Source organism: Desulfamplus magnetovallimortis, from assembly GCF_900170035.1.
GTDB lineage: Bacteria > Desulfobacterota > Desulfobacteria > Desulfobacterales > Desulfobacteraceae > Desulfamplus > Desulfamplus magnetovallimortis.
Window position 1 is genome coordinate 1 of record NZ_LT828565.1, and the last position, 16654, is coordinate 16654.

A 16654-nucleotide genomic window follows, 5' to 3' on the forward strand; every position below is an offset into this window, starting at 1 on the left:
CAGACTTTCACCTAATTTACATGCTCAAAGTCAACACCTATGATCTTGTAAGCATTGTCAACACTGTCTGAATCAGGATTCCCAAGATTAACAAGATAAGGCAGGATTATATATCTGAAACATCCTATCTACTCAAAGTCGACACCTATTATCTTTTGAGCTTTGTCAACACTGTCTGAATCAGGATTCCCAAGATTAACAGGATAAGGCAGGATTATATATCCTGAACATCTTGTTTATCCTGGTTATCCTGATTCAGACAAATTCAGTAAATGGAAAAAAGCAATAATATGTCATTTTTTCAATACATGACGGGAAGCCATCATGTACGTTAATCTCTCCGGTGAATTTTAAATTAGCGACCTTTGGGCGGATTTTTGATAACATATTGCTTTTACAGGTGATAAAATATAATTTTCTACACCAATAAATTATCTGCAAACTTCTGAATGCAGGCAGGATAAAGCTCCCACTCCAGAGCAAGTCCCTTTTTTTTGACATCATCCAGGGTATCTCCATCCTCTATCTGAAAAGCTCTCTGCCCGATGATGGGTCCTGTATCTTCACCATAGTCAATAAAATGAACCGTACATCCACCCACTTTACAGCCATACCGGAAAGTGTCTCCATAACCGTCTGTTCCAGGAAACGCAGGCAGCAGTGCCGGATGGATATTCATTATTCTCTTGTTATTCGGGTCAACATTAATACGATCAATAAAATAGGGGGTCAGGGTTCGCATAAAACCGGCCAGAACAAGAAGATCAATGCCGTAATGCTCAATTTTCTCAAGCAGCATCTTTTCTGCAACAGCTCTTGACTGAAGAAAAAAATCCACCTGGGAAGGATTATGATCATCTGACATCAATGATTGTTTTTCTCTTACAGTTACCAGATCAAAATCAGAAGGAAGTGACGACTTAATCTCTTCCGGACTTTCCCTGCATTTTTTTATAATTTTTCTGTAATCCACCACAAAAGTGTCTATACCGGCTTTTTTCGCACGATCAAGACCTTTAACATCAGGGGTATCCGAGCCTGTAAAGACAACAGTCGCATCTATTCGGCCATCAGCGCAGCCATCAATTATTGCCTGAAGATTGGTACCTCCTCCTGAGATCAAAGTTCCAACACGAATTTTTTTTTATTTTTACCCATTTTTCACGCCTCCATGTTTCTCCTGCTTCTGTTTCTAAAACATAGTCAAAACAGACATTATTATTTGACGCTGCACACTTATTTATTGTTTTTTTTGAATTTTATAGGCTAAAGGTTCAATGAGCTTTCCAACTAACAAGAAAATTGAAATAACACCGCCTGGATTGTCCAGCTTATTATTATGATATGTTATCCCAAAAAAGTTATCAAATCTCTTCGGAAAACAACATCAGGTATAAGGCCGACAAAAAGGAATTTCTCATTATGTTGACAAAGTATAGCGAAACCAATATATTTACAAAACAGTTTTTTTGATTCCCCAAACAAAAGGAGATGCCGAATGTCAGAAAATATTATAGAAATAGAAGATGATGCCTTTGAGCAGGAAGTTCTTAAATCCACTATACCAGTGCTGGTTGACTTCTGGGCACCATGGTGCGGTCCATGCAGAGCCATAGCCCCCACCATTGAAGAGCTTCAGAAAACCTATGACGGCAAAATGAAATTTGTGAAGGTCAATGTGGATGAAAATCCTATATCTCCAAGCAAATATGGCATTCAGGCCATTCCCACCCTGATTTTTTTCAAGGATGGCGAGGTCTCAGAACAGATCACAGGAATGGTTGCAAAAGCAAAACTTGAAGATACCATAAATACTCTTCTGTAAATATAGAAAATCACAGGAGGAACAGGAAATGCCACAAAGCGATTATGATCTTGTGATTATCGGCGGAGGCCCTGCCGGTCTCACTGCCGGAATCTATGCTGCCAGAGCCCGATTGAATGTTGTACTTTATGAAAAAGCCGCTCCAGGTGGTCAGGTGATCATTTCGGACTGGATTGAAAACTATCCAGGTTTTCCAGATGGTATCAGTGGTTATGACCTTGGTGAAAAAATGTTGAACCATGCCAAGAACCTGGGATTAACCATAGAGACTGAGGATGTAACAGGTCTGGATCTTACAGGGGACATTAAAGTAATTCACCTTGGACCAGAAAAAAGTGTCACCACCAAGGCAATTATTATTGCATCAGGAGCCTCTCCAAAAACCCTGAATGTAGGAGAAGACAAATTCAGGGGCAAAGGGGTCTCTTTCTGTGCTACATGCGACGGTCCTTTTTTCAGGGATAAAACTGTTGTTGCTGTGGGTGGCGGTGATACTGCTGTTCAGGAATCCCTTTTCCTTACCAGATTTGTGAAAAAATTATATCTTGTACACCGAAGAGATGAATTAAGAGCCACAAAAATCCTTCAGGAAAGAGCATTTAAAAATGACAAAATTGAATTTGTCTGGGATTCTGTTGTAACCGGCATGGATGGATTGTTTGCAGTTGAAAACGTTAATGTAAAAAACGTCAAAACAGAAGAAGAGTCTTCAATAAAAGCCAATGGCTGTTTCATATGGATAGGGATCACACCAAATACCGATTTTGTGGGAGATGACCTTAATCGCGACGAATGGGGCTTTATATTTACAAATGACCGCATGGAAACTTCTATCCCAGGGGTTTTTGCAGCAGGAGATGTCAGAACCACTCCATTAAAACAGATTGCAACTGCGGTAGGAGATGCTGCAATTGCAGTAATGGGTGTTGAGCATTACATTGAAAATATTAATTCATGAAAAGAGTGGCCTTTTTCATACAACCCCAAAACCATTTGACACTTTTGTGAAAAAAGCCCCCCCAAAAGGGGCTGCTTCTCTGAAAAGTGTAAAGAGGTGAATGAAACATGCCAAAAGTGTGTTAAAGACACAAATCTTCAGCCATTTCATTACCCCATAAAAAATAGATATAAGCTGAGAAACGATCTCAGCTTATTTTATTTTTGACGATTCTGCAAAAAAATCAAATAGACATTGAGTTTATGCAAGGGAAAGCTTGGGGTATTCTTCCTTAAAATTTCAACTATACTGTTCCAGATAATTAAATTGGCAGGCAGTGTAGGGGCAATCCCTTGTGGTTGCCCTTCAGAATTGATAATGCCAAAATATTTTTCTGGAAATCTATATTTCCCATGGAATCACTTCGCTTATGAGAATTATATCTATTGGATTACTACTGTTTATTTTTGCCTCTATATCCGGATGTGCCTGGTTTTCAAAAGATAGCCAGGAGGTAGAAAAAACTGCAAGAGAGCTTGCAGCAGAAGGAAACCAGGAGTTCAAAGAAAAAAACTATAAAAATGCAATTGAGGCATTTACAACTCTCAGGGACTGGTATCCATTCAGCAAATATGCCATTCTTGCCGAACTTAAAATTGCAGATTCACATTTTAAGCTTAAATCATATGAAGAGGCCATTGTGGCATACCAGGAGTTTGAAAGTTTACACCCAAGAAACGAAGCTGTCCCTTATGTGATTTATCGAACAGGTATGTGCTGGTACAACCGTATTGAATCCATAGACAAAGACCAAACCCCTGCAAAAAAGGCAATGGAGCAGTTTCAGAGACTTACAAAGCGTTTTCCAGATGATAAATACAGCGAAAAAGCTCAAAAAAAGATCATGAAATGTACAGAACACCTTGCAGGACATGAAGCCTATATTGCTGAATTCTATCTTAAGGCCAAAAAATACAAGGCTGCTCTAAAAAGATTTGAAACTATCTTTGCAATCTATCCTGATACAGAGGCAGGCAAACAATCTATTGAAAAGATAGTTTTATGCAGAAAACTTCTTGAAGAAGAGAGTATAAATGAATAATGGCTCCTTCTTATTTGCTGTCATCCTCTCCTTTTTGAGAAGCCATAAATACCCATTCTGGCAAAGGCCTGAAAGACAACCCGCCAGGCATTAAGAGCAGGATCTGGAGCTTTACCCTTTGCAATTCTCTCAATCTGAAATTCGTACCAGAGAATTGACATCAGGGTCATTCTGTCAACGGCTTTAAAGCCTGTTGTAGGATCATCAAAATGAATAGCTGGTATCTCATTATCCATTAGTCTGTTTGGAAAGTCAGGCATAACAGCAAGGGGTCTTGCAATGCCTATCATATCAGTGGCACCGCTTTCCAATGCCGATATCATTGCAGCACCTGAGCGAAACCCACCGGTAACCACAAATGGTACATCAATCTCTTTTCTCACTTTTTCCGCATATTCCAGAAAATAGGCCTCACGTTTCCGGGTTGAATCCTTTACTTTGTAACCCGTCATACTGGGGCTTTCGTAGGTTCCTCCAGATATCTCAACAAGATCTATTCCTTCTTTCTCCAACTGCTTTACCACAGCCATTGATTCTTCATGTGTAAAACCGCTTTTCATGAAATCTGCGGAATTGAGCTTTATTCCAACAGGGTAGCTCTCTCCAACTGTTTTCCGAATGGCCCTGAAGACTTCCAGAACAAACCTCATCCGGTTCTCAAGGCTGCCCCCCCAGCCATCTGTCCTGCGATTGTGATGGGGTGACAGAAACTGACTGATAAGATAGCCGTGGGCACCATGTATCTGGACTCCTGAAAAACCAACGCGTTTGGCAAGCCCTGCACTTATGGCAAATTTTTGAATTATGCTGAAAATTTCTTGTTCGGTCAGCTCTCTTGGCGTATTAAATGTTTTATCAAAACCTTTTCCCAAAGGTACTGCAGAGGGAGCCACAGGCTCTTTTGTCAAAAATTTAGGACTCTGTTTACCGGGGTGATTAAGTTGTATCCACAATTGCGTATCATCTCTTTTGCCTGCTTCTGCCCACTGCTCAAACATCGAAAGATAGCTCTTTTCATCAAGCACAACATTTTTCGGCTCACCAAGTGCAAAGCGATCCACCATCACGTTTCCGGTAACTGAAAGACCAATACCGCCCTTGGCCCATGTATCATAAAGGCGTACAAGCCCGTATGATGGATTATGAAGATTATCCCCTAACTGCTCACTCATGGCTGACTTAAACAGTCTGTTTTTAATGGTTACTCCATTTTTGAGTTTCAATGGAGATTTTAATGCATTCTGGTTTGAGTTTGTCATATTTGTTCATTAATCCTTGTAATTGAAATTGATGATTTAAACCAGTTTTCCCAAAATAGCCTTGTGGGTCACATTGGAATTGAATTCATTGAAAAAGGCTCTGACTTCTTGAGGGCAACTCTTCCTGTTGATCAACGCACCGTACAACCCATGGGAATCCTGCATGGGGGAGCGTCAGTTGTTCTTGCCGAAACCCTTGGAAGTGTTGCCTCCCACCTTGCAATTGACGATACGCACTATGCTGTAGGACTTGAGATCAATGCCAATCACATCAAAAGCGCCAGAGAAGGTCTGGTTACCGGAATGGTAACAACTGTGCATCTTGGTAAAAGAACCCATGTGTGGGATATATCCATTAGAAATGGGAAGAATCAGCTTATCTGCGTTTCCAGGCTCACCATGGCCATTTTGGTAGTGTCATAAAAGTGTTGATATCTTTTTGTGAAAGCCCTGCTGAATCAAGGTTTGTGAAGAGCTCATCAACATATTTGGGACACCACCGCCATTTTGAAGAAATAATTATTCAATTAAAAATCTTTTCGTAGTTACCATACCCTTCACTGGCAAGATTTTCCTTCGGAATAAAGCGAAGCGCAGCAGAATTAATGCAGTATCTTAAACCACCGGGTAGATGGCCGTCCTCAAAAAGATGGCCAAGATGTGAATCTGCATAACGGCTTCTGACCTCAATTACATTCCCGAAAAACAATCCTTTCTCCTGTTTTTCAACAAGGGAATTTTTATCTATTGGTCTTGTGAAGCTTGGCCAGCCGGTTCCTGAATCAAATTTGTCTCTTGAAGAGAAAAGAGCTTCTCCAGATACAATATCCACGTATATCCCCTCTTTTTTGTTATCCCAGTATTCATTCTGAAAAGCTTTTTCCGTGCCATTATTGCGGGTAACCTCATATTGGATGGGAGTAAGTTTTTTTTTCAGTTCACTGTCAGATGGAAGTTTAAAAGACTCCATTTCTGATGATTGTCCTGACAAATCATAGAAGTTGTTTCTTGATGATGGCGTGGAGGAAGAGTCCCGCTGCTCTGAAAAAGAACCATTTGAAGATGAAGCATCTTGCGATATTGAAAAAATATCATCACTTTTTACCCAGGTTTTCTCTATAAACTGATCCCTTCCTGATCTGTATCTGTAAAATTTATATCGTATGGGATTTTTTTTATAATAATCCTGATGATAATCTTCAGCATCATAAAATTTTTTAAATTCAACAATTTCAGTTGCAATTGGCCTGGTAAAGATTTTTGATGCATCAAGAAGATTGCGTGAAGCCTCGGCAATTTTTCTTTGATTCTCATTGTGGTAAAAAATTGCTGAGCGATATTGAGAGCCCCTGTCAACAAAAGAACCGCCGGCATCTGTTGGGTCAATCTGTTGCCAGAAAAGATTTACAAGCTCCTTATAACTTACCCTTTCAGGGTCAAATTTTATCTGAATGGCCTCTGCATGGCCGGTATGCCCGGATGATACAGATTCATATGTAGGATTTGAGGTCTCACCGCCTGTGTAACCAGAAACAACATTTTTGACCCCGTCTATTTTTTCAAAAGGAGTTTCCATACACCAGAAACATCCACCGGCGAATGTAGCAATTTCAAGATGTTGATTCTTATCATCCATAGCAACCTCCTCCCTATCCAAAGAGCTTGTGAAGACAACCTGGGCACTCCATAAAGCTCCGATTAATACCAATATCGCAACTTTTATCGTAATATTGTGCAGTAAAAGTTTCATACTCTCACCTTTTCCCTTTCTTCTTGCGAACTTTTGCTCATCAAGGTATAAGCCATGAGAAGTTTTTTAGCTTCATGGAGAGACCCAAAGATGACGCAATTTTACAATTCTGCCTTTTCAACAGCAGCAAGAGCAGATTCATAATCAGGCTCCTGGGAGATTTCCGGAACCTGTTCTGTGTAGGCAACCTTTCCATCTCCGTCAATGACAACAACAGCACGGGAGAGAAGTCCGGCAATTGGCCCTGTTGTAATTTTTACCCCATAATCAGTGCCAAAATCTGGTGATCTGAATGTTGAAAGAGAAATTACATTTTTCAAACTTTCAACTTCACAGAAACGGGAATGCGCAAATGGAAGATCGCCTGAGATACATAACACAACACAGTTTTTTGATTCTCCTGCTGTTTTGTTGAATTGTCTTGTTGAAGCTGCACAGACTGGTGTATCAATGCTTGGAAAGATATTCAGAACAACTGTTTTTCCGGCAAATTGAGACAATTTAACATCTGAAAGATCTTTTCCGGTGAGCGTAAAATCAAGAGCTTTTGTTCCAACTTCCGGAAGCTTACCAACAGTTTCAATAGGGTTACCTTTTAATGTAATGTTAGCCATGATATTTCTCCTTTTAATTTATTTATCGAATTTTTGGGATTGCAGATATTGTCCTTGCAAAAGGATAGGCTTAGGGGGACAGCCACTGCAGTTACCAACCTCAGAATCCCCCATAATTTATTATGAACTCAGTTAGAATCATAATGACTGATTCTTTCAAAATCAAGGTGAAGGCATTGAAAATTCCCTTTTTCAAAGGCTTTACATCTGAAAAGTGCAAAGTACTTTTGGATGAAATGAAGGATGCCAGACTTTCTTACAAAAAATCCATAACCATTGCGAGGTAAAATGAATATTACAGCTTTAATTGAAAACTGTATCACTGATAATCGAGAAGATCTTGAAAAAGAGCATGGACTATCCCTTTATATTGATTACAATAATCTTAAAATTCTTTTTGATGCTGGTGCATCAGATGCTTTTGAAAGAAATGCAATAAAACTTGGAGTTGATCTTGAAAAGGTGGATATGGCAATACTTTCTCATCAACATTATGATCATGGTGGTGGGCTTTCAAGGTTTCTGGAAATCAATTCAAAGGCATCTGTTCATCTTTGCAGACAGATGAAGGGTAATACATACTTTAAATCTCTCGGAGGATTAATAAACAAATACATTGGCCTGGATAAAAAGATTTTTGTTAAACATCCAAATCGCTTTGTGTTTGTAAACGGTACGGCTGAAGTATCAAAAAATGTTTTTATCATCACTGAAATTTGTCGTAAATATCCTCAACCAAAAGGTAACAGTAAACTTCTTGTCTGTGAAAACGGTAATTGGCTCCCTGACCCATTTGATCATGAACTCATAGTTGTAATAAAGGAAGAAAAAGAGCTTGTAATCCTTACAGGATGTGCACATAATGGTATTTTAAACATGGTTGAAACCGTTGTGCGTCAATTTCCGGATATGCCCATAAAAGCTATAATCGGCGGTTTTCATCTTGCCGGCATTCCTGTTCCCCAGTTACTGCCTGAAACTATTGAAGAGATTCGAGCCATTGCATCAGACCTGCTTAAATATCCTGTTAAAACAGTATATACCGGCCACTGCACAGGAATGAAAGCCTATGGAATACTCAAGGAGGTTATGGGAAACAAACTCGAATATCTTGATACAGGAAAAACAATTTCCATTTAGTTCTACTTTCTCAAAATCAATCTTATTGCTTTTTCAGAAATTATTGCATTTGTCTGAATCAGGATAACCAGGATGAATAGGATATTCAGGATAGATAATCCTGCCTTATCTTTGTTAATCCTGGGAATCTTTATTCAGACAGTGTTGACAAGGCTTACAAGATCATAGGTATCGACTTTGAGTAAACAGGCATGATTGATTACGTATCAATCACCCCCAAATATAAAAATGACAGTCATTTTCGACATCCTTCATATCAACTCAAAATTAGTTTACACTTTTCGAAAAATTCTGAACCATGATTAAAGGATTGAAGGATTAACACGATTAAAAATCAAGATAATCCCTTAATCATGAAAATCATGGTTCAAAAAAAGTGTAAACCGACAAATGAAAGATGCCTCATTTTCACGGTAAAAAAGGTGTTCAGGATTAAGTACCCTGAACATCTTTTTCATCCTGGTTCAGACAAATGCCAAAACCTTAGAATCAAACTATTTTTATGGAGGTCATCGCCACGCTGACATGCATCCTTTTTCCCAAAAAACACTTGAATTGAAAATACCCCCTGTGTTGGTTTTTTTAATTTTCGCCTTTATAATGTGGAAGATCCCTGAATTTATAAAACCTTTCAATGTAACCATACCTTTGAAAGAACTCTTGATCATTTTTTTAATGACTATGGGAGCATTTACAGGCATTGCAAGTCTTTTGGCATTCAGAATGAAAAAAACAACCGTTGACCCAAGATATCCCGACAATGCATCATCCCTTGTTGTAAAAGGAATTTATAGAAGAACGCGCAATCCAATGTATCTTGCTCTGCTGCTCATCCTCCTTGCATGGGCTGCCTATCTTTCAAATCCTGTGACACTTGCTGGTGCATGGGGATTTTATAAATATATCACTTTGTTCCAGATTTTGCCGGAAGAAAGAGTGCTGCATGAGAAGTTCGGTACTCAATATCAAAACTATATCTCTTCTGTTAACAGATGGTTCTCATGGTAACCACCTCCCTAAAGTTCAGAATATTTGCTTTTTTCATATGCCTTATGAAACCCTGATAGAATTTGCAGACACAGCTCTTTATCGTTCCAAAGAAGCAGGGCGAAATATTACAACTCTCTTTGATACAAAGTAGTATTTTTCAATGTTTATTTGTCGGCTAAACGGACATGATTGCGTATCAATCACCCCCAAATATAAAAATGATAGTCATTTTCACGGTAAAAAACACGTCTAATCTTTCCATTGCCTGAAAAATTATTCGACAGTTTAAACCTGAAGAAGCAGTATTGGCAAACTTATAACAAGAAGAGCATAACCAGAATTTAACCACTTGCTAACATAATCCTAACAGATAACCGGTATATAGATCTTTCCCGCCCCCCTTCTCAAAAAACCTGTGAAGGGCAGCATGGGCAAATTATTTCCGCCAAATTCCTAAAAGAGGTTTTTATGAGTAAATTACTTAAAAAAGAGCTTGAAAAGATAAAAAATAACCTGCTGGCTCTTGGTGCAATGATTGAAGATCGCCTTCAGACCATGGGCTATGCAATTGAAAACATGGACTCAAAAATTGCAAGGCAGATAATTGAAGGTGATCATGAAATTGATGAGGCAGAGGTTGCAATTGAAGAGGAGTGTCTTAAGCTGATTGCCCTTTTTCAGCCGGTTGCCATTGATCTTCGCTTTCTGGTTTCAGTGATAAAAATCAATAACGATATGGAACGTATCGGAGATCTAACTGCCAATGTGGCACACCGCCTTTTGATTGCTTCAAAGGAAAAGGAAAGAAATTTTATATTTGACTATTCGGAGATGGCCACAAGAGTAAAGCATATGCTCAAAAATAGCCTTGATTCTTTTGTAAATATGGATCTGGAACTTGCAAGAACCATCAAGGGAATGGATGATGCCGTTGACAAAATAAAAAATCACGCATATGACATGACAAAGGTTTTTCTGAAAGAGCATCCGGACAAGGCTGGATATGCCATCAACATGTTTCTTATTTCACGACACCTTGAACGCATTGCTGATATGGCAACAAATATCGCAGAAGAGATTATATATATCATAGAGGGTTCAATTATTCGTCACACATGATATTTGTCTGAATCACTGATTAAACGGATTAAACGGACATGATTGCGTATCAATCACCCCCAAATATAAAAATGATAGTCATTTTCACGGTAAATGATTACACTGATTATAAAATCCTTAATAAATAAAAAACATCAGGACATAAATTATGTCAAAAGAGCACATTCTGATTGTTGATGATGAGGAAGACATTCTGGAATTGATCAAATTCAATCTCCATAAAGAGGGCTACCTTGTAACAACAGCGTTGACAGGGGAAGATGCCATCAAAATTGTAAGAAAAGAGAAGATTGACCTGATGATTCTTGATCTTATGCTGCCTGGTATTGACGGCTTTGAAGTGACAAGGGAGATCAGGAAAACAATCCAGCTTCCTGATATTCCCATCATAATGCTTACAGCAAAGGGAGAAGAGGCAGATGTGGTAACAGGACTGGAGCTTGGTGCTGATGATTACATTGCAAAACCCTTTAGTCCAAAGATACTTCTTGCCAGAGTTCGTACCATACTAAGACGAAAATCTCTTTTAATGAATAGTTCTGATAAAGAGAACAAAGCTGCATTTCCACATACCCATAAAGGGCAGGTCAATATCTTCGGCATAATGATAGATCCTGGCAGATACAGGGTTGAAGTTGACGGGAATCCCGTTGATTTAACCTATTCGGAGTTTAATATTCTCCTTTTTCTTGCAGGCCATCCAGGATGGGTTTTCACCCGCCAGCAGATTATGGATGCCATTCGTGGTGAAAATTATGTTGTGACTGAACGCAGCATTGATGTTCAGATTGTGGGGCTTAGGAAAAAACTTGGAAAACACGGAAAGTTCATTGAAACTGTCAGGGGAATAGGCTACCGCCTAAAGGAAAATTCAATATGAAAAGAAGAAAAATATTGTGGGAAATCTATCCATCATATCTTCTTATTATTATTGTTTCTCTTTTTGCTGTAACATTTTATTCTTCAAACTTTTACCATAAATTCTTTATGGAGCAGATGTGTGAAGATTTAAAGTCCAGAGGAGCAATCCTGAAAAATTCCCTGCATGATTTCCTGAATGAACCGGATAAACTGGACAGGTTCTGCAAAAAAATAGGCAAGGAGTCCCTGACTCGAATTACAGTAATATTGGCAGATGGTACTGTAATTGCGGACTCTGAAAAACAAAAAACAGAAGATATGGAAAACCATAAAGACAGGCCTGAAATTATTGAGGCATTTAAAGGAAAAGCAAGTTCAGTTTCAAGGTACAGTGACACCCTGAAAAAAAAAATGATCTACATGGCCCTGCCCATTGAAGAAAATGGTGAAATTCCTGCTGTTATGAGGGTTTCCATTTCCGTTTCCACCATTGATGAAAAAATAAAGCAGGTAATCTCCCGTATTATCATAAGTGGCTTCATCATAGCTTTGTTTACATCAATTGTTGTTTTCTTTATTTCAAAAAGAATTACAAGACCCATTGAAGAGATGACAAAAGGCGCCCAGCATTTTTCAGAGGGTAACCTGAGTCGCAAGCTTAAGCTTCCAGCGTCTCTTGAACTTGCAGCTCTGGCACTTTCAATGAACAGTATGGCATCAAGCCTTAATGAAAAAATCAATACAATACTTAAACAAAAAAACGAACTTGATTCTGTTCTCTCCAGTATGAAAGAAGGTGTCATAGCACTGGATGACAATGACCATATTATAAGTATTAATCCTTCTGCTGCCGAAATTTTCTGTGTTGAGCCTGAAAAGGTCAAAGGGAAAAATATAAAGGGAGCAATCAGAAATTACAGCCTGCAAAAATTTATTGCAGATGCAAGGGAGACTCACATTCCCATAGAGAGGGATATCAATTTATATGGCATGGACATCAATGATTCAATTGGTGACACAAATCAATACAATAGCAGATCACAAAGCCTTCAAAGCAGCAAACACAATGAAGAGGGTAGCATAAATCATAAAGAGAGCAGCAAAAAACAAGAAGAGAGTAGCATAAACCATGAAATTGCAATAGATAATGGGAGTGGCATAGAGCATGGGAGTTCCATAGATCATGGGAGTTCCATAGACCATGAAAATATAACTCACCATTTGAGCAACATTAATCGTGTGAGTTTCACTGATAACAAGAGAACAATTTACCATGAGAACGCCATTCAAAAAGTTCTTTATATCCACAGTGCCCCTTTGCTTGATGTGAGAAATGCAGAAATCGGGCTTTTGATAATTTTGAATGATGTAACCAAATTAAGACATCTTGAACAGATGCGTCAGGATTTTGCCGCAAACGTCTCCCATGAGATCAAGACGCCATTGACAAGCATCAAGGGTTACATGGAGACCCTGACAAATCATCACAACAGCGACAATCCACTCTCGGCTGAAGAGCAGAGCCATTTTTATTCAGTGATTGAACGAAATGTCGATCGCCTTACTGCCATTGTCAAAGATCTTCTTCATCTCTCCCAGATTGAGCAGATCGGAGGGAAACACCATTTGGCTCTAATGGAAACAGATTTATCAGATGCCATTTCAAATGCTGTTATAACATGCAGTGAAAAGGCAAATTCCAAAAACATCTCTGTGGAAATCAAGACAGTTTCAGAAAAAAAGATCAAGGCCGATCCCCAGCTAATTGAACAGGCCATGGTGAATCTCATTGATAATGCCATTAAATACAGCCATGAAAATGGCCAGATTATAGTCAAAAGCGACATTGACGCCACTGCATCAAAAATCGTTATAACTGTTTCTGACAATGGTCCCGGAATTGCCAGAAAACATCTGAACCGCCTGTTTGAAAGGTTTTATCGTGTGGATAAGGGCAGAAGCCGCCAGCAGGGAGGCACAGGACTTGGTCTGGCCATTGTAAAGCACATTGTAATGGCCCACAATGGCAGGATAAATGTGGAAAGCAAAGTTGGCCAGGGAGCCCAATTTTCAATACATCTCCCTTTCTGAAAAACAAACAATCAGATAATAATTCGTGAATTGTAAGTTCTCAATATTCAATCATAAGTTCTCTGATTGGCCACCACATATGGTGACTAATTTATATTAATATATGTAGTGTATATTTTCGGAAATCAGATTTCAATGCACTCTATACAGGTACTCCCTGTCTTGACATAATAGATACCTTCCGCAATATTTGTTATGTGATCACCAATGCGTTCGCAACACCTTCCCATGAACATCAGTGTTGTAGAGTCATCCTGATTTTCTGGTTTTTCCCGCATTGATTGCCTTACAAGTCTGAGCAGCCGTGAGTAGTTGTGGTCAATCTCATCATCCATTTGCCATACTTCATATGCTTTTTCAGCATTTTTATCTGTAAGAGCCTCCATTGCACCCCTGATCATCTTTGATGCAGTTCTTGCCATAAGGATTATGCAATCCACGGGACCATCCAGATCCAATTTTTGCAGTTTTGTAATGTGTTTTGAAATGTTTGCTGCATAATCGCCTACTCTTTCCAGTTCAGAAGCTATTTTGAACCCTGCAATAACATATCTTAAATCCGACGCCTTGGGCTCTCTTATGGAAATCATTGATATTGCAAGCTGTTCAATTTCCAGATGCATCTCATTGATAATCTTGTCACGTTTAATTATATATTTGGCAAGTTCACTATCTAAGCTTGTGAGGGCATCAACTGATTTTATCAACTGAAGTTCACACTCGTTTGCCATTGTTGATATTTTATTATTCAGGACTTCCAGTTCTTTATCAAAACCTTTAAACATATGTGGATTCTGCATAAATATTCCTGTTTGATCATCCAAATCGACCAGTTATGTAGTCTTCAGTCAACTGATGCATGGGGCTTAAAAAAATCTGGTTGGTACTTCCAACCTCAATAAGATCACCAAGGTGAAAAAAAGCTGTTCTCTGGGAGACCCTGGATGCCTGCTGCATTGAATGGGTGACAATTGCTATGGTATAATTTTCTCTAAGTTCGTCAATAAGCTCTTCAATTCTTGCAGTTGCAATGGGGTCAAGTGCGGAGCAAGGCTCGTCCATCAGTATTATTTCAGGCCCAACTGCAATGGTTCTTGCAATGCAAAGGCGCTGCTGCTGACCTCCTGAAAGACCTGTGCCAGGCTTGTCAAGACGATCTTTTACCTCATCCCAAAGCCCTGCCTTTAAAAGCGATTTCTTGACAATCTCATCTGTTTCATCCCGGGTCTGGACAAGACCGTGTATTTTTGGGCCATATGCAACATTGTCATATATTGACTTAGGGAAAGGGTTTGGTTTCTGAAATACCATCCCAACACGCGCCCTCAATGGCACTACATCAATATTTTTATCGTAGATATTGTTTCCGTCCAGCAATATTTCTCCAGTTACCCGACAGATATCTATGGTGTCGTTCATGCGGTTAAGACATCTCAAAAATGTGGATTTTCCACATCCTGAAGGGCCAATAAGTGCAATCACTTCATTTTTACCAATATCTAAGGAGACATCATGGATTGCGTGCTTATCCTCGTAATAAACATTGACATTACGGCAGGACATCCTTGGATCATGGACAGTTGGCTGGCCTATGGTACTTCTGTTGTTTCGATCTACAAGCGTACCTTGTTTTCCATTCCGGTATGCCTTGCTGTCTGTTTTCTTTGTTGAAGTTAATTGGTCAGAGCTCATATTATGAAAATCCCGCTAATATTGAAATTCAACTGGTCCCCAGATTGCTGGAGACCAGATATTTTTTAAAAATCACATCATGAAACATCATCCTTCACGGCATTCCAAAAAGACTTTACACTTTTTTGATGAAAATTCCCGATAAATGAACATGTTTATCCACAAAAGTGTAAACCGGAAATCCAATGATGCCCATGTAATTTTTAAAGGTCATCACATGAAAGGGTTTTCATAGCCTTGATATCCCCACTGAACTTTGCTCTCTCATCAGTCGGCATTGGAATCATTCCCTTTTCGCTAAGGTATCCATCTTCACCCCAGGCCTTTTCACTTGAAAACTCCTGCAAATAGGCTTTCATGCCAGGAATTACATCTGCATGTGCTTTTTTTACATAAAAGAAAAGAGGACGTGATACAGGATATGAACCATCTGCAATACCTTCAAATGTAGGCTGAACCCCATCCACAAAAGAACCCTGTATTTTATCTGTATTCTGGTCAAGGAAACTGAATCCAAAAATTCCAAATGCATCTGGATTGGCATCAAGTTTCTGGACAATAAGGTTGTCGTTTTCACCAGCTTCTATATATGCACCATCTTCCCTTATGGTGTGACAGACAGCTTTATATTTTTTCTTGTCAGCTTTTTTCATATCCTTTATGAACCCAAAGTTTTTTGCTCCTGCCTCCATGGCAAGCTCAACAAAAGCATCACGGGTTCCGGATGTGGGCGGAGGTCCAAGAACTTCTATTTTTATAGCAGGAAGTTGGGGGTTGACATCTTTCCATGTTTTATAGGGGTTATCCACAAGGGAATCAGAACCATCGGGATTTGGTACCTGCTTGGCAAGGGCAAGAAAAAGATCCCTGCGTGTGAGCTTCATGGGTTCAACCTTATTGGAATTACCTATTACTATGCCGTCATACCCGACTTTAACCTCAACAATATCCTTTACTCCATTTTCCCCGCACATTTTGCATTCCGAGCTTTTCATTCTTCTGGAGGCATTTGTAATGTCAGGATGCTGTACACCAACACCTGCACAAAAAAGCTTAAAGCCTCCGCCTGAACCGGTGGACTCAATTTTTGGGGTCTTGTAATCGGTTGTCTTTCCAAGCTGTTCCGCTACAACTGTAGCAAAAGGATAGACTGTGGATGAACCCACAATGCTGATATAATCCCTGGCTGAATCCGCCATTGCACTGCCACCAAAGGTTAAAGCTGTTACAACCATTGCTGCACAAATTAATCTCTTTTTCATAAAATTTTTCTC

At 39.2% G+C, this 16654-nt stretch carries 16 protein-coding genes; 9 read left to right on the forward strand and 7 right to left on the reverse strand.

Annotation, left to right across the window (positions count from 1 at the left end):
- Nucleotides 1–418 precede the first annotated feature (418 nt).
- Nucleotides 419–1123, reverse strand: coding sequence for a phosphoribosylglycinamide formyltransferase (purN, locus tag MTBBW1_RS25250; RefSeq protein ID WP_245809558.1), 705 nt, complete (start codon nt 1121–1123; stop codon nt 419–421).
- Nucleotides 1124–1498: 375 nt separating this feature from the next.
- On the opposite strand from purN, the gene trxA reads away from it, so the two are divergent.
- The 3 genes from trxA to MTBBW1_RS25265 all read left to right on the forward strand — a co-directional run bounded on the left by trxA (nt 1499) and on the right by MTBBW1_RS25265 (nt 3864).
- Nucleotides 1499–1825, forward strand: coding sequence for a thioredoxin (gene trxA / locus MTBBW1_RS25255; protein ID WP_080809208.1), 327 nt, complete (start codon nt 1499–1501; stop codon nt 1823–1825).
- 28 nt (nt 1826–1853) lie between these two features.
- Nucleotides 1854–2783, forward strand: coding sequence for a thioredoxin-disulfide reductase (gene trxB, locus MTBBW1_RS25260; protein WP_080809211.1), 930 nt, complete (start codon nt 1854–1856; stop codon nt 2781–2783).
- 409 nt (nt 2784–3192) lie between these two features.
- A complete protein-coding gene (locus MTBBW1_RS25265) occupies nt 3193–3864 on the forward strand; it encodes an outer membrane protein assembly factor BamD (protein ID WP_080809214.1) in 672 nt (223 codons plus the stop codon).
- A 20-nt stretch (nt 3865–3884) separates the two neighbouring features.
- Here MTBBW1_RS25265 and MTBBW1_RS25270 read toward each other — a convergent pair whose 3' ends face one another.
- Complete coding sequence (locus MTBBW1_RS25270; protein WP_080809217.1) at nt 3885–5123, reverse strand: NADH:flavin oxidoreductase/NADH oxidase family protein; 1239 nt, start codon at nt 5121–5123, stop codon at nt 3885–3887.
- A gap of 63 nt (nt 5124–5186) precedes the next feature.
- Here MTBBW1_RS25270 and MTBBW1_RS25275 point away from each other — a divergent pair, with 63 nt between their 5' ends.
- Complete coding sequence (locus MTBBW1_RS25275; protein WP_245809559.1) at nt 5187–5546, forward strand: hotdog fold thioesterase; 360 nt, start codon at nt 5187–5189, stop codon at nt 5544–5546.
- 100 nt (nt 5547–5646) lie between these two features.
- Here the strand turns inward: MTBBW1_RS25275 and msrA are convergent, their stop codons facing one another.
- Both msrA and tpx read right to left on the reverse strand, forming a co-directional pair.
- Nucleotides 5647–6873, reverse strand: a complete 1227-nt coding sequence (msrA, locus tag MTBBW1_RS25280) for a peptide-methionine (S)-S-oxide reductase MsrA (protein WP_080809224.1) — start codon at nt 6871–6873, stop codon at nt 5647–5649.
- Between the two features lie 101 nt (nt 6874–6974).
- A complete protein-coding gene (gene tpx / locus MTBBW1_RS25285; RefSeq protein ID WP_080809226.1) occupies nt 6975–7487 on the reverse strand; it encodes a thiol peroxidase in 513 nt (170 codons plus the stop codon).
- 288 nt (nt 7488–7775) lie between these two features.
- On the opposite strand from tpx, the gene MTBBW1_RS25290 reads away from it, so the two are divergent.
- The 5 genes from MTBBW1_RS25290 (at nt 7776) to MTBBW1_RS25310 (ending at nt 13688) form a co-directional block, all read left to right on the forward strand.
- Nucleotides 7776–8627: an MBL fold metallo-hydrolase gene (locus tag MTBBW1_RS25290; RefSeq protein WP_080809228.1), complete on the forward strand. Its 852-nt coding sequence runs from the start codon at nt 7776–7778 to the stop codon at nt 8625–8627.
- Between the two features lie 675 nt (nt 8628–9302).
- On the forward strand, nt 9303–9635 hold the full coding sequence (locus MTBBW1_RS25295; RefSeq protein WP_281255695.1) for a methyltransferase family protein: 333 nt from the start codon (nt 9303–9305) through the stop codon (nt 9633–9635).
- A 450-nt stretch (nt 9636–10085) separates the two neighbouring features.
- Nucleotides 10086–10736: a phosphate signaling complex protein PhoU gene (phoU, locus tag MTBBW1_RS25300; protein WP_080809233.1), complete on the forward strand. Its 651-nt coding sequence runs from the start codon at nt 10086–10088 to the stop codon at nt 10734–10736.
- A gap of 148 nt (nt 10737–10884) precedes the next feature.
- Nucleotides 10885–11616 carry a response regulator transcription factor gene (locus MTBBW1_RS25305; protein ID WP_080809238.1) on the forward strand — a complete coding sequence of 244 codons (732 nt, stop codon included), beginning with the start codon at nt 10885–10887 and terminating at the stop codon, nt 11614–11616.
- On the forward strand, nt 11613–13688 hold the full coding sequence (locus MTBBW1_RS25310; RefSeq protein ID WP_080809241.1) for an ATP-binding protein: 2076 nt from the start codon (nt 11613–11615) through the stop codon (nt 13686–13688). The genes MTBBW1_RS25305 and MTBBW1_RS25310 overlap by 4 nt, the downstream gene beginning before the upstream one ends.
- 125 nt (nt 13689–13813) lie before the next feature.
- Here the strand turns inward: MTBBW1_RS25310 and phoU (MTBBW1_RS25315) are convergent, their stop codons facing one another.
- The 3 genes from phoU (MTBBW1_RS25315) to MTBBW1_RS25325 form a co-directional block, all read right to left on the reverse strand.
- Entirely contained in the window at nt 13814–14488 is a 675-nt protein-coding gene (gene phoU, locus MTBBW1_RS25315; RefSeq protein ID WP_080809244.1) for a phosphate signaling complex protein PhoU, read from the reverse strand.
- 16 nt (nt 14489–14504) lie between these two features.
- Entirely contained in the window at nt 14505–15251 is a 747-nt protein-coding gene (gene pstB / locus MTBBW1_RS25320) for a phosphate ABC transporter ATP-binding protein PstB (protein WP_245809561.1), read from the reverse strand.
- A gap of 332 nt (nt 15252–15583) precedes the next feature.
- A complete protein-coding gene (locus MTBBW1_RS25325; protein ID WP_080809330.1) occupies nt 15584–16642 on the reverse strand; it encodes a PstS family phosphate ABC transporter substrate-binding protein in 1059 nt (352 codons plus the stop codon).
- Nucleotides 16643–16654 lie beyond the last annotated feature (12 nt).